A 14301-nucleotide genomic window follows, 5' to 3' on the forward strand; every position below is an offset into this window, starting at 1 on the left:
CAGCCCACCACCCGTACAGGGTGGTGGGACCGGCCCATGAGGGACGGTGGTTGACGACCGTCAGTCGCGCGCGGGCTCCCCGGCGTCGACCGAGTCCACGGCCGCGGCCCGCTCGAAGCGCCCGTCCAGCTTGGCGACGAGACCCGTCACCTGGCGGGCGATGTCCGGGGCGGTCAGGCCGATCTCGGCCATGACCTCCTTGCGGGACGCGTGGTCGAGGAAGCGCGGCGGGATGCCGAAGTCGCGCAGCGGCACGTCGACGCCCGCGTCGCGCAGGGCCTGGGCGATCGCCGAACCGACGCCGCCCGCACGGGAGTTGTCCTCGACGGTGACCACGACGCGGTGCTGCTCGGCGAGCGGGGCGAGCGCCTCGTCGACGGGCTTGACCCAGCGGGGGTCGATGACGGTCGTGGTGATGCCCTGCTTGTCGAGCAGATCGGCGATCTCCAGGCACATCGGGGCGAGCGCGCCCACGGAGACCAGGAGGACGTCCGGCCGGTGGGTGGCGGCCTTGCGCAGGACGTCCATGCCGCCGACCTTGCCGACGGCCTTGACGGCCGGGCCGACCGCGCCCTTGGAGAAGCGCACCACGGTCGGGGCGTCCTCGACCTCGACGGCCTCGCGCAGCTGCAGGCGGACCTGGTCGGCGTCGCGCGGGGCGGCGATCCGCAGGGTCGGCACGCACTGCAGGATCGACATGTCCCACATGCCGTTGTGCGATGCGCCGTCGGTGCCGGTGATGCCGGCCCGGTCCAGGACGAAGGTGACGCCGCACTTGTGCAGGGCCACGTCCATCAGGAGCTGGTCGAAGGCGCGGTTGAGGAAGGTGGCGTACACGGCGAAGACGGGGTGCAGGCCGCCGGTGGCCAGGCCCGCGGCGCTGACCGCGCCGTGCTGCTCGGCGATGCCGACGTCGTAGACCCGCTCCGGGAACTCCTTGGAGAACTTGTCGAGGCCGACCGGCTGGAGCATGGCCGCGGTGATCGCGACGATGTCCTCGCGCTCGTGGCCGAGCTTGACCATCTCCTCGCCGAACACGGAGGTCCAGTCGACGCCGGAGGACGCGATGGGCAGGCCGGTGTCGGGGTGGATCTTGCCGACGGAGTGGAAGTGGTCGGCCTCGTCCTCCAGGGCGGGCTTGTAGCCGCGGCCCTTCTCGGTGATGCAGTGCACGATGACCGGGCCGCCGAAGCGCTTGGCGCGCGTCAGGGCGGACTCCAGGGCCTCGATGTCGTGGCCGTCGATCGGGCCGACGTACTTCAGGCCGAGGTCCTCGAACATGCCCTGCGGGGCGATGAAGTCCTTCAGGCCCTTCTTCGCGCCGTGCAGCGTCTCGTAGAGGGGCTTGCCGACGACCGGGGTGCGCTCCAGGAGGTCCCTGCCGCGGGCCAGGAAGCGCTCGTAGCCGTCCGTGGTGCGCAGGGTGGCCAGGTGGTTGGCGAGGCCGCCGATGGTCGGGGCATACGAGCGCTCGTTGTCGTTGACGACGATCACCAGGGGGCGGTCCTTGGCGGCCGCGATGTTGTTCAGGGCCTCCCAGGCCATGCCGCCGGTGAGCGCGCCGTCGCCGATGACGGCGACGACGTGGTCGTCCTTCTTGCGCAGCTCATTGGCCTTGGCGAGGCCGTCGGCCCAGCCGAGGACGGCGGAGGCGTGCGAGTTCTCGATCACGTCGTGGTCGGACTCGGCCTGCGAGGGGTAGCCGGAGAGGCCGCCCTTCATCTTCAGCTTCGAGAAGTCCTGACGGCCGGTGAGCAGCTTGTGTACGTAGCTCTGGTGGCCGGTGTCGTAGAGGATCTTGTCCTGGGGGGACTCGAAGACGCGGTGCATGGCGATCGTGAGCTCGACCACGCCGAGGTTGGGGCCGAGGTGGCCGCCTGTCTTGGAGACTGCGTCGACGAGGAAGGTGCGGATCTCGTCGGCCAGCTGGATCAGCTCCTCCTGGCTGAGCCGGTCCAGATCGCGCGGTCCCCTGATGCGGGTCAGCAGCGGCACCCGTGCCTCCTTGCAGTAGAGCTGTTCGAGCGTTGACCGGATGTTGCCCGGGCCTGTTGAGTCTAATGTTCCGCAGTTGACGGCGGCGTCCGGGCCGGGAGTTGTGCGTCACGCGATCGGCCGTAGACAGAGAGCTGCCCGGCACCGCGCCATTGCGGTACCGGGCAGCCCCCGATCAGGGTTCGGGCAGGTCAGGCGCGGCCTGCCGTCTTCTGGGTCTTGCGGGTCACGGAGTCGATCACGACCGTGGCGAGCAGTACGCCACCGGTGATCATGTACTGGACCGGCGTCGCAATACCTTCGAGTGCCAGGCCGTACTGGATGGACGTGATGACCATGACGCCCAGGAGGGCGTTCCAGGTGCGGCCGCGGCCGCCGAAGAGGCTGGTGCCGCCGATGACGGCCGCCGCGATGGCGTTCATCAGGAGGTCACCGGTGCCGGCGCCCTGGTTGGCCGCGGCGATCTTGGAGGCCATGAAGAGGCCGCCCGCCGCCGCGAACGTACCGGCGATCGCGTAGACCGACGTACGGATCAGGGTGACGTTGATACCGGCCCGGCGGGACGCCTCGACGCTGCCGCCGAGGGCGAAGACCTTGCGGCCGTAGCCCGTGCGGCGCAGCACGAAGTCGGTGCCGACCAGGACCACCAGGAAGATCACCAGGGCCAGCGGGAGGCCCTTGTACTGGTTGAACATGATCGCGGCGGCGAAGGCCACGACGGCCAGGACGGCCGTGCGCACGACGATCTCGCTCAGCGGCCTTGACGGGACACCGGCGGCCTCGCGGCGGCGGCTGTCCAGGAAGGAGGAGAGGAAGAACGCCACGACCGCGACGATCGCGAGGCCGTAGGCCGCTGCGACGTCCGTGAAGTAGTACGAGGTCAGCTTGGCGATCAGGCCTTCGGAGTCCAGGTTGATCGTGCCGTTGTCGCCCAGGATCTGGAGCATGAAGCCCTGCCAGAACAGCAGGCCCGCCAGGGTGACGGCGAACGCCGGGGCGCCGATCCGCGCGAAGAAGAAGCCGTGGATGGTGCCGATCACGGTGCCGGTGAGGACGGCGACGATCAGGGCGATCCACTCGGGTGCGCCGTGGGTGACGGCGAGGACGGCGGCGACCGCGCCCGCGACACCGCTGACCGAGCCGACCGACAGGTCGATCTCGCCGAGCAGCAGCACGAAGACGATGCCGACGGCGATCATGCCGGTGCCGACCATGGCGACGGAGATGTTGCTGAGGTTCTCCGCGGTCATGAAGCGCGAGTTCATCGAGGCGAAGATCGCCCAGATGATGACGAGGCCCGCGACGACCGGGATGGAGCCCAGGTCACCGGCGCGCATCTTCCGCTTGAACTCGGTGACGTATCCGGCGAAGCCCTGCTCGCGCACGAGCAGGCGGGGGTCGACGGCGGTGACGGCGTCGGCCGCGGCGGCCGGGGCGTCGACGGGTGCGTCGTCGTGCGTGGAGGTGTCGTGCGTGGAGGTCTTGTCGATGCTCACTTCTGAGTCGCCGTTCACTTCTGGGCCTCCCCATTGCGCGCCGCGCGACGGGTCACGGCATTGTCCGTGGCGCCCGTGATGGCGGAGATGATCTCTTCCTGCGAGGTGGCCTTCACGTCGAAGACTCCGTTGTTCCGGCCGAGCCGGAGCACCGCCACCTTGTCCGCGACGGCCTTGACGTCCGCCATGTTGTGGCTGATGAGGATGACCGCGTGGCCACGCTCGCGCAGCCGCTCCACCAGGTCGAGGACCTGTGCGGTCTGCTCGACGCCGAGGGCGGCGGTGGGCTCGTCGAGGATGACGAGCTTGGGCTCGCCGAGCATCGAGCGGGCGATCGCCACGGTCTGGCGCTGACCGCCGGAGAGCGAGGCGATCGGGATGCGGACGCTGGGGATGCGGATCGACAGCGTGGTGAGGAGCTCGCGGGCGCGGCGCTCCATCTCGACCTCGTTGAGCACGCCGCGCCTGCGCAGCTCACGCCCGAGGTAGAGATTGCCTACGACGTCGATGTTGTCGCACAGCGCGAGGTCCTGGTAGACGGTCGCGATGCCCAGGTTCTGGGCGTCGTGCGGCTTGTTGATCGAGACGCTCTTGCCTTCCCACTCGATGACACCGTCATCGATGGGATGCACGCCGGCGATCGTCTTGACCAGCGTGGACTTTCCTGCGCCGTTGTCGCCGACCAGGGCGACCACCTCACCGGCACGGACCTCAAGCTCTACGTCGGTGAGCGCCTGGACGGCACCGAATCGCTTGGAGACCCCGCGCAACGCCAACACGGGCGTAGCGGACACGTGAACCATCTCCTTCGCCGCCTGACCGGCGGGAGGTTGAACAGAAGAGAACGAGAAATACGAGAAGTACGAGAAGTACGAGAAGTACGAGAAGTACGAGCGGAGCGAAGAACGCGAGGACCAGAGGGTGTTTCCGTCCGGCGCCCCGCCAGAGCTGCGGGGCTGTTGAAGCGGGGCACCGGACAGGCCTCAATGGTGGTGAAGTCCCGTGGAAAGAGGGGGACTTACTTCAGGCCGACCTTGCCGCAGTCGGCCTTGTACTTGGCCGTGCAGATCTCGTCGACGGAGTAGATCCCGTCCTTGATGACGGTCTCCTTGATGTTCTTGTCGGTCAGCGAGACGACCGGCACGAGCACGGTGGGGACGCCCTTGGTGGTGGGGCTGTCGACCTTCGTCTTGGCGATGGAGTCGAGCTTCTCGCCCTTGCCGAGCGCGACGGCCATCTCCGCGGCGACCTTGGCCTCCGCCGGGTAGGACTTGTAGACGCTCATGAACTGCTCGCCCGCGACGATGCGCTGCACACCGGCGAGCTCGGCGTCCTGGCCGGTGACCGGCGGGAGCTTGGAGAGGCCCGCGGCCTTGAGGGCGGTGATGATGCCGCCCGCCATGCCGTCGTTCGCGGAGTAGACGCCGTCGATCTTGTCCTTGCCGAGGGCCGAGATCGCGCCCTCCATGTTGGCGTTGGCGTTCTCCGGCTTCCACTCCTTGGTGTCGTACGACTTGCCGACCTTGACCTTGCCCTTGAGCACGGACTCGGCGCCCTTCTTGAAGAGCTTGGCGTTCGGGTCGGTGATCGCGCCGTTCATCATCACGATCTGGCCGCCCTTGGCCTTGTCCCCGAGGGCCTCGAGGAGGGCCTTGCCCTGGACACGGCCGACCTCTTCGTTGTCGAAGGAGGTGTACGCGTCGATGGGGCCCTCGGCAAGGCGGTCGTACGCCACGACAGGGATGCCCGCGTCCTTGGCCTTCTTGACCGAACCGGCGATCGCCTTGGAGTCCACGGCGTCCACGATCAGCACGTCCACCTTGTTGGTGATCATGGTGTCGGCCTGCTGGTTCTGTACGGTCGCGTCCTGCTTGGCGTTCGCGTAGGTGACCTTGGCCTTGCCGTCGGTCAGCTCCTTGATGTGCTTCTCGATCAGCGGCTTGTCGAACTTCTCGTAACGCGCGGTCTGGTTCTCCGGCAGGAGCAGACCTATGTTCAGCGCGTCACCCTTCTTCGAGCCCGAACCGGCTTCATCCTTGTCACCGCCGGATTCCTTGGCACTGCCACAGGCGGCAAGGGTGACGGCCATGGTGGTGGCGGCAACGGCAACGGCGGCACGACGCATACGCGTGTTCATTTGGGAACCTCCCTGACGTGGCCGCGTCGTTGCGGCCGAGGTGGCTCGAAGTCAACTCGGCCGCCACACCAGCGTCAAGGAGTAAATCCTTAACGAGATGACAACGGTGCCATGCGTTATCTAAGTGAAGGCAGGTGCGGGCGCAGGGAGAGACCCGTCCAAAAGGGTCGAATCGCCCATTTCGCTGAGCGCGAGGGCAAGGGCGCCGAGCACTTCCGCTCGCCCGCCAAGTGCCCCCGGAAGCACGGAGAGTTGGCGTGCCGCACTGGGGATCGCATAGCGCCCCACGGACTCCCTGATGGGCCCGAGGACCAGCTCACCGGCCTCCGCGAGGTCGCCGCCGAGGACGACCCGGCTGGGGTTCAGGAGGTTGCAGAGATTCGCCACACCGCTGCCGATGTGCCGTCCGACGTCGGCGATCACCCGGCGGCAGCCCGGGTCGCCGTCGCGCGCGAGGGCCACCACGCGCTCCATGGTCAGATCGGTGCCGTGGCTGGACTGCAGCAGCGGCAGGACGTACCGGGCCGCGGTGAAGGTCTCCAGGCAGCCGCGGTTGCCGCAGCGGCAGACCGGGCCCGACTCGTCCAGGGTGATGTGCCCGATCTCGCCGGCCGTGCCGCCGGGGCCGCGGTAGATCCGTCCGTCGATCACGAGCCCGGCGCCGACACCGCTCGCGACCTTGATGTACGCCAGGTCCTTGACCCCGCGGCCGCTCCCCCAGACCAGCTCGCCGAGGGCTCCGAGGTTGGCGTCGTTGTCGACGTGCACGGGCACCCCGAGGCGGCCGCCCAGCTCCTCGGCGGGCTTGGTGCCGGTCCAGCCCGGCAGGATCGACGTCGAGCCGAGCGTGCCGGACTCCACGTCGATCGGTCCCGGCACACCGAGACCGACCCCGGCGATCTTCGCGCGGTCCACGCCGGTGGCCGCGATCAGCCTGCTGACCAGCTGCTCGGCCCGGTCGAAGCCCTGCGCGGCGGACGCGTCCACGTCCAGCGGCTCGGACTCCTCGGCGAGCACCTGGTGGGCGAGGTTGCCCACGGCCACGCGCAGGTGCGTGTGCCCGAAGTCGACGCCGATGACGATGCCCGCGTCGCCGCTGAGCGAGACGCTGCGGGCCCTGCGGCCCCCTGCCGAGGTGGGCGTGACCTCGACCGTTCCGCCGTCCTTGAGCTCCCGGACGATGTTGGAGACCGTGGCCGCGGACAGGCCGGTCGTCCTGGCGATCTCGGCCTGAGTGAGCGAACCGGCGAGCCGTACGGCGCGTACGACCCGCTCGAGATTGGCCCGGTGCAGCGACGACTGCGACCCCGGAGTCTCCATTGACTCAGCCACCCTTTTCCGTATGCCGTATGTACGTAACGGCTTCGTCGCCGCCCGTACAAGTTGTGAACTCCAAGCTCTGCTGAAGGGGTTAGCGCAGTCAAGTCCTTGACGGAAATCTCCCAGGCCCAACAGCCGGACAGGCCGGGTCCAAGTGACCGGGATACACCCCAAACCACCCAGACCCGGCCTGCGGGGGCCGATCCGTTACTTGACCGAGCCCGCCGTGAGACCCGAGACGACATGCCGCTCGATGAAGGCGAAGAGCACGATGACCGGCACGATCGCCACCACCGACGCCGCGAAGAGGTAGTTCCACTCCACGGTGTAGGCGCCGATGAAATTGTTGATGCCGACGGTCAGCGGCTGCTTGTCGGGCTCCGTGGTGAGCGTGAGCCCCATCACGAACTCGTTCCAGGAGGTGATGAAGGTGAAGATCACCGCGGTCACCACACCGGGCAGCGCGAGCGGCAGGGTCACCTTGATCATCGCGCCGAAGCGGCTGGTGCCGTCCACCATGGCGGCCTCCTCCAGCTCCGGCGGGATCGAGCTGATGTAGGCGGTCAGGATCCACACCGCGAAGGCGAGGTTGAACGCCGCGTTGGTGATGATCAGCGTCCAGACCGAGTTGAGCATGTCCAGCTGGTGGAACTCGCGGTAGAGCCCGACGAGCAGGGCCGTCGGCTGGAACATCTGCGTGACCAGGACGAGCAGCAGGAAGGCCTTGCGCCCCCGGTAGCGCATGCGGGCCGTGTAGTAGGCGGCAGGCAGCGAGACAAGGAGCACCAGGAGCGTCGCCCCGCCCGCGACCAACAGGGTGACCTGCAGGTTCTGGCCGAGCTCGGACTCCTTCCATACGTCGATGAAGTTCGCCCACTCGAAGTTCTGGGGCAGGTACGTGCGGTCCCGCAGCTCGCTCTTGGGCCGCAGGGCCGTGATCACCATCTCCAGGTACGGCGCGAGGAAGAGCGCCGCGAGGGCCCAGGCGACGACGGTGATGACGAGCGTGCGCGGCCGGAAGGTGCGCTTGGGCCTGGGGGGCTTGGGGGACTTCTGCGACCCGGTCCGGGTCGCCGTCGCGGTGGCCATCAGTCCTCCTCGTTCCACCGGCTGACCTTCAGGAAGATCAGCACGAGCACCACGACCATCGCGAAGTTGACCACCGACATCGCAGCGGATTCACCGATGTCGGTCTCCTTCAGCTTGTACATGAACACCATCGACGTGGAGGTGTCGTAGCCCGGACCGCCCTGGGTCATGGCCCAGATGATCGGGAAGGAGTTGAAGACGTTGATGAGGTTGATGACCACGCCGACGAGGAACGCGGGCCGCAGCATCGGCAGCGTGATGTGCCGGTACGTCTGCCAGCCGCCGGCCCCGTCGATCCGCGACGCCTCGTAGACGTCCTGCGGGACGGTCTGCAGTCCGGCGAGCAGCGTGTACGTGGTGAAGGGCAGCGAGACGAAGACGGCGACGGCCATCATCCACGGCCAGGCGGTGTCCGAAGACCCCAGCCAGTCCTTGGACTTGTCGATGAGACCGAGGTCGAGCATCACCGTGTTGAGCACGCCCGCGGTCTGGTTGAGCATCCACTTGAAGCCGATGGCGGTCATCAGGACGGACGCCGCCCAGGGGGCGATGAGCGCCCAGCGCGTGATGCGGCGGCCGGGGAACTTCTGGTTGAACAGCTGGGCGAGGCCGAGCGAGAGCAGCATCGTGACGCTCACGACGACGACCGTCCAGATGGTCGTCCAGAAGAGCACCGAGCCGAAGTCGCTCTCCTCGAAGAGCTTCTTGAACTTGTCGGTTCCCGCGCTGCCGCGCACGACACCGGCGATGGACACGTTGAGGAACGAGGTGCGGATCAGCTCGACGACCGGCCAGACGACCACGGCGAGGATCAGCAGGATGACGGGCGCTATCCAGGGCAGCGGGCCGAGCCTGGCGATGCCGCTGCGCCGGCTGACCGGCCTGGGTGCGCGCCCGCCCCGTCCCCGGCCGGTGCCGGCCGGGGGCGGAGGGGCCTTCAGTGACACAAGGACTCCTTGTGGACGGAGCGAACGGGGCGAACGAGGGCCTGCTGTCTGCTACTTGGCCGCGGCCGCCGCGTCCTCCGCCTTCTTCTGCAGATCACCGAGGACCGACTTCGGGTCGTCGGCCGCCGCCTTGCCGCCGGTCTTCTTCATCTCGGCGGAGATGACGTCCCACGCGGTGTCGCCCAGCGGGTAGAACTTGGCGTTCGGCAGCACCTCGAAGAACGGCTCCAGGTCCTTGTGCTTGCCGTTGCCCTGCATCTCCTTGAGGGTGTCCTGGGTGACCGGCATGAGGTTGTACATCTCGTCGAAGGCCAGCATCTTCTTGGAGTACGTGAAGTCGAGGAACTTCTTCACGCCTTCCTTCTCCGCGCCGCCGTCCTTGAACGCCATCATCCAGTCGGCGACACCGAGCGTGCTGTCGAGCGGTCCGGTCTTGCCGGGGATGGGGGCGACGCCGTAGTCGACCTTGCCGTCCTTGGCCATCTGGATGAGGCTCGGGTGGCCGTTGAGCATGCCGACCTTGCCGGCCGCGAAGTCCGCGAAGGCCGTCTTGCGGTCGGTGGAGGCCGGGTTGGAGTACGTGAGGCCGGGCTTGACCAGGTTCTTCTGGAGCCACTCGAAGGTCTCGACGTTCTTGGCGCTGTCGAGCGTGTACTTGCCGCTCGCGTCGGTGTAACCGCCGCCGTTGCCGAGCTCCCACATCATCGTCTCGCCCTGGGTCTCCTCGGGGCCGAGCGGCAGGGCGTAGGGGGTCTCTGCGGCCTTGGAGTCCTTGATCTTCTTTGCGGCCGCGGCGAGTTCGTCCCAGGTCTTGGGCGGCGTCTTCACGCCGGCCTTCTTCAGGACGGCCTTGTTGTAGAACATGACGCGGCTCGACGAGACCCACGGGATGCCGTACTGGGTGCCGTCGACCTCGCCGGCCTTGGCGAAGGACGGTATGAGGTTCTCCCGCGTCTTGGGCGAGAGGACCTCGTCGGCCTTGTAGAGCAGGTCGTCGGCGACCTTGTCGGCGTAGCCGCCGGTCTGCAGCAGGTCGGGCTGGTCGCCCGCCTGGATCATGTTCTTGACCTGCTTGTCGATCTCGTTCCAGTTGATGACCTGGACGTCGACCTTGTAGCCCTTGTTGGCCTTCTCGAACTCTTTCTTGACGTCGTTCCAGTAGATCTTGGAGGCGTTGGAGGCCTTGTCGCCGTAGTCCGCGGCGACGATCTTGATCGTCTTGCCGTCGCCGCTGTCGCTGTCACCGCCGCAGGCGGTAAGTCCCAGTGCCATCGCGAGCGTTGCCGCACCGGTGGCGATTACTCGTTTCCTCATGCTGTTCAACCCTTCGACATCGGTGTCGACTTGAACGCGGGCAAAGGACACCCCGCGGCGCCGTGGCGCCGACATTACTCACGGCCGGAATTGGCGCGACAGGCCTAGACCACTTTCGTGGCCAAGCTGAAATCACCCGCTGTCGGGGTCACTTGAGAGCGCCCGCGGTGAGGCCCGCCTGCACCTGTCGCTGGAAGACGGCGTACACGACGAGCACCGGAAGCATCGCGATCGTCAGGCCCGCGAAGAGCGCCCCCCAGTCGCCCCGGTAGCCCTGCGTCACGGCCAGGTTGGCGAGGCCTTGGGGCAGCACATAGCTGCTCTCCTCCTCGTTGTTGAGCAGCAGCGGAAGCAGGTACTGGTTCCACTGGCCGAGGAAGTTGAAGATGCCGATGCTGACCAGGCCGGGCTTGGCCATCGGCAGCATGATCTGGAAGAACGTGCGGGTGTGCGAGGCCCCGTCGACCATCGCCGCCTCCTGGACGCCCGTCGGCAGCGTACGGAAGAAGGAGGTCAGGAAGAAGACGGTGAAGGGCAGCGAGTAGGCGATGTACGCGATCATGAGCCCTGGCCGGGTGTCCAGAAGCCCGAAGTTCTCCATGACCGCGAAGAGCGGGACCAGGGCGAGGATGACCGGGAACATCATGCCGCCCGCGAAGAGCAGGAAGATGAACCGGTTGCCCGGGAAGGTGAATCGGGCGATCACATAGGCGGCCATCGACCCGAGCAGCATGGTGCCGGTGAGTGAACCCGCCAGGATGATCAGCGAGTTGAGCGCGTACCGGCCGATGCTGGCCTCGGTCCACGCGTTGCTGAAGTTCTCCCAGTGCAGGGAGGACGGCCAGCCCATCGGGTCGCTGAGGATCTCGACCGAGGGACGCAGCGCCGTGAGGGCGACCCAGACGAGCGGGCCCGCCGCGAGCACCACCCACAGGACGAGGAAGGCGTGCGAGAAGACGTTCAGCGTGGCGCCGCCCGTCGAACTCCCCTCCCTGCGGGGCGAGTCGGCGGGCTCTTTGCGGGGCGCTGTGGTGTTCGTGGTCATGATGCAGTGGCTCCCGCGGTCTCAGTATTCGATCCGGTCGCGATTCCCGATCCTCATGACGATCAGCGAGAACGCCATGCTGAGGACGAGGAGGACGACGCCGATGGAGGTCGCATAGCCGTACTGGCCGTCCCGGAATCGTTCGTACAGGAAGACCGGAGTGACCTTCAGGACATGCTCGGGCACCATCACCAGCACGATGGCGAACGAGTCGAGCGCCTGAATCCCCATGTAGATCCAGCCGGTGCGCACGGTGTCCCAGATCAGCGGAAGCGTCACGCTGAAGAAGGTCCGCCCCCGCCCTGCGCCATCCAACAGCGCGGCTTCGTAGATGTCCCTGGGGATCGCACCCATGGCGGCGGAGAACAGCACGACGTAAAAACCGACGAAGCTCCAGGAGAGCACGACGAGTACGGCGATGAGGGCGAGGGAGCGGTCGCCGCCGAGCCAGGCGGGCCCGTCGATGCCCACCTTGTCGAGCCCGCCGTTGATCAGCCCGCTGTTGGTGTTGAGGACGCGCCCCCACACCACGGCGATGATCGCCACCGAAAGGACCTGCGGGAAGAAGTAGACGACTTTATAGAACGACGATCCCGCGACCCCTGCGATGGCCTGGCCCTTACGGTGCCGGCCGCCCGACGTGATCATGTAGGCGAAGAACATGCCGAGTACGAGCGTGACGAGCGGGGCGATGACCGCCAGGGCGACGCTCATCTCCAGGGAGTCCCAGAAGCGCTCGTCGTCCCACATCTTGGTGAAGTTGTCGAAGCCGATGAAGTTCGCCACCGGTCCGCCGGACCAGTCGGTGAACGAGTAGTAGATCGCCTGCACGAAGGGTGAGATGACGAACAGGGCGTAGAACGCGAGGGGCAGGCCCAGGAAGCCCGCGATGAAGCGGTACTTGTCGAGCGTGCGGTAGCGCCGGTCGTAGCGCACGCTCTCGGGCGTGAAGCGGGGCGGCAGCACCACCGCCAGGAGGAACAGCAGCTGGTTCGGCGCCTTGGGCGGACCGCTCGGCGCCGCCGCCTCCTTCGAAGGTTCCGAAGGTGGGGGATCGTCCACCCGGGTGTCAGTCGTCATGCCCCTCCGCCCCGCCTCACTCACGTGCCCGCGTTCCCGGTCCGGTGCCTCTCGGACACCCCTCAGGCCTTCTTGACCTTGCTGACGTCCGGGTCCTTCAGGATCCGTTCGGACGCCTTCTCCATGGTGTCCATCGCCTGCTTGGTGCCGATCTGGCCCAGCATGAACTTGGCGATCATGTTGTTGAAGTCCTCGCGGAACAGCTCGTTGTACCAGTCGTAGAACTTGGGGATGACGACGTTCTCGCCGGCCGCCTCGATGGCCGCCTTCGCGCTCGCCGTGCCGGACGGCAGCTTCTGGCCGTCGACCGCGCCCTTGACCGCGGGGATCGAGCCGACCTCCTTGAACAGGTTCAGGGCGGCCTCCTTGCTGTACATCATCCGCAGCCACTCAAGGCCGCCCTGCACGTTCTTGGCCTTGGACGGGACGATGAACGGCTCGCCGGCCGGGGCGTAGAGCGTGCCGAACGGCATCTTGTCGCTGGAATCCAGGGACGGCGTCGCACCGACCGTCATCTGGAAGTCCTTCGGGGTGGTGTCCTTGGCCTCGTTCTCCACCCACGACCCATTGGGTACGAAGAGACACTTGCCGCCCTTGGTCCAGGCGGTCTGCATCTCCGTGTGCGCCTCGGTGCCGTCGAAGCCGGTCAGCACGTACTTCTTGGATACGAGCTCTTCCCAGGCCTCGAACACGTCCTTGACGGCGTCATGCTTCCAGGCACCCGGCTCCAGATAGTCCATGGCGTCGATGACGTCACGCCCGCCGCGCTGGGCGAACATCGCGTACATGCTGAAGAACATGTAACGGGGGTGACCGCCGGGGTAGCTCCACCCATGGATCCCCTTGCCCTTGGCCTTCTTGCAGACCGCGAGCATCTCGTCCCAGGTCTTCGGGTACTCGGAGTCGAGCCCCTCTTCGAGCAGCTTCTTGGAGTACCAGTTGCCGTAGACGGTCACGGCGATGTTCAGCTGGTAGCACTCCTTGCCGCCGAACTGGCCCATCGTCTCGACCACGGGCACCAGGGTGTCGCGCACCTTGACGTTCGGGTCGTCCCACGAGGGGGCGTCGAGCACCTCACCGAGGTCGGCGACCTGCTTGTTGTGCACCAGCTTGCCGATGTTCATCTGGTCGGCGCCGGAGTTGTTGACGACGTCCGCCGTCGGCTTGCCGCGGACGATCTTCGGCTGCAGCTGGGTGGCGATCTTCGTGGTGGCCTTCTGGTCCGCGTCGGACTTCGGGTACTTCTCTTGGTACATGTCGGTGACGAACTGGGCGTACTTGTCGCCATATCCGCCATTGAAGATATAAACCCCGAGCGCGGCGTCAGCCTTGACACCCAACGGGTTCTTCTTGGACTTCTCACCCTTCTCGGCCTTGTTCTCCTCGCCGCCGCCGCTGGCGCACGAGCTCAGCGCGCCGACGGCCGGCACCGCAAGGAGGCTGGTCGCTGCCGCCTTCTTCATCACGTCACGACGGTTGAAGCTGGTGGATCCCATGCTCAAGTCCTCGCCTTCTCCAGGACTCAGGCGGTGTACGGGACCCCGCCGGCTCACTGGGGCGAAGGGCCCGACACCGCGGGTCAGTTGAAGCTTGGGTGGTACTGAACGTGCGGCAACTCCATGGCAAGGGCTCGCACCCGCCACTCAGGGTGCCGATAGGTATAGTCCACTCTTCGGCAGCAGAGCAAGATCGAACACAGGCTCGGCCAGCAGTCTTTCCCGAGTTGAGACCTCGCGGAGACGTGGGGTGGTTCGTTTGGCTGGGCCTGTGGCTTTGATTGGCGCCGGGGCCGCCCGGTTGTCCCGAGGTTGGCGGTTCCGGGCCGGGAGTCAAGGGCGCTCCTTCGTCGCGTCGGCTGCGCCGATTCCGCTGCGCTCC

At 66.9% G+C, this 14301-nt stretch carries 11 protein-coding genes; all 11 read right to left on the bottom strand.

Going from position 1 to position 14301, the window contains the following annotated elements; genetic code table 11:
- Positions 1-60: 60 nt before the first annotated feature.
- Complete coding sequence (gene dxs, locus ACFWY6_RS36175) at positions 61-1995, bottom strand: 1-deoxy-D-xylulose-5-phosphate synthase (protein WP_384699746.1); 1935 nt, start codon at positions 1993-1995, stop codon at positions 61-63.
- A gap of 191 nt (positions 1996-2186) precedes the next feature.
- Complete coding sequence (locus tag ACFWY6_RS36180; protein WP_384699763.1) at positions 2187-3491, bottom strand: sugar ABC transporter permease; 1305 nt, start codon at positions 3489-3491, stop codon at positions 2187-2189.
- A gap of 14 nt (positions 3492-3505) precedes the next feature.
- Positions 3506-4294, bottom strand: a complete 789-nt coding sequence (locus ACFWY6_RS36185) for an ATP-binding cassette domain-containing protein (protein ID WP_384699748.1) — start codon at positions 4292-4294, stop codon at positions 3506-3508.
- Between the two features lie 215 nt (positions 4295-4509).
- Positions 4510-5628, bottom strand: a complete 1119-nt coding sequence (locus tag ACFWY6_RS36190) for a sugar ABC transporter substrate-binding protein (RefSeq protein ID WP_361823696.1) — start codon at positions 5626-5628, stop codon at positions 4510-4512.
- 120 nt (positions 5629-5748) lie between these two features.
- Positions 5749-6948, bottom strand: a complete 1200-nt coding sequence (locus tag ACFWY6_RS36195; protein WP_361823693.1) for an ROK family transcriptional regulator — start codon at positions 6946-6948, stop codon at positions 5749-5751.
- Between the two features lie 207 nt (positions 6949-7155).
- Complete coding sequence (locus tag ACFWY6_RS36200; protein WP_384699751.1) at positions 7156-8037, bottom strand: carbohydrate ABC transporter permease; 882 nt, start codon at positions 8035-8037, stop codon at positions 7156-7158.
- The gene (locus ACFWY6_RS36205) at positions 8037-8984 is read right to left on the bottom strand and encodes a carbohydrate ABC transporter permease (RefSeq protein ID WP_384699753.1); all 948 of its coding nucleotides are present in this window, start codon (positions 8982-8984) and stop codon (positions 8037-8039) included. Before ACFWY6_RS36205 ends, ACFWY6_RS36200 begins: the two co-directional genes overlap by 1 nt.
- Before the next feature lie 51 nt (positions 8985-9035).
- On the bottom strand, positions 9036-10298 hold the full coding sequence (locus ACFWY6_RS36210) for an ABC transporter substrate-binding protein (RefSeq protein ID WP_384699755.1): 1263 nt from the start codon (positions 10296-10298) through the stop codon (positions 9036-9038).
- Positions 10299-10446: 148 nt separating this feature from the next.
- Positions 10447-11343 carry a carbohydrate ABC transporter permease gene (locus ACFWY6_RS36215; protein WP_384699757.1) on the bottom strand — a complete coding sequence of 299 codons (897 nt, stop codon included), beginning with the start codon at positions 11341-11343 and terminating at the stop codon, positions 10447-10449.
- A 21-nt stretch (positions 11344-11364) separates the two neighbouring features.
- Positions 11365-12423, bottom strand: a complete 1059-nt coding sequence (locus ACFWY6_RS36220; protein ID WP_384699759.1) for a carbohydrate ABC transporter permease — start codon at positions 12421-12423, stop codon at positions 11365-11367.
- 62 nt (positions 12424-12485) lie between these two features.
- Complete coding sequence (gene ngcE, locus ACFWY6_RS36225; RefSeq protein ID WP_384699761.1) at positions 12486-13919, bottom strand: N-acetylglucosamine/diacetylchitobiose ABC transporter substrate-binding protein; 1434 nt, start codon at positions 13917-13919, stop codon at positions 12486-12488.
- Positions 13920-14301 lie beyond the last annotated feature (382 nt).

The organism is Streptomyces sp. NPDC059037, from assembly GCF_042740015.1.
Classification (GTDB): domain Bacteria; phylum Actinomycetota; class Actinomycetes; order Streptomycetales; family Streptomycetaceae; genus Streptomyces.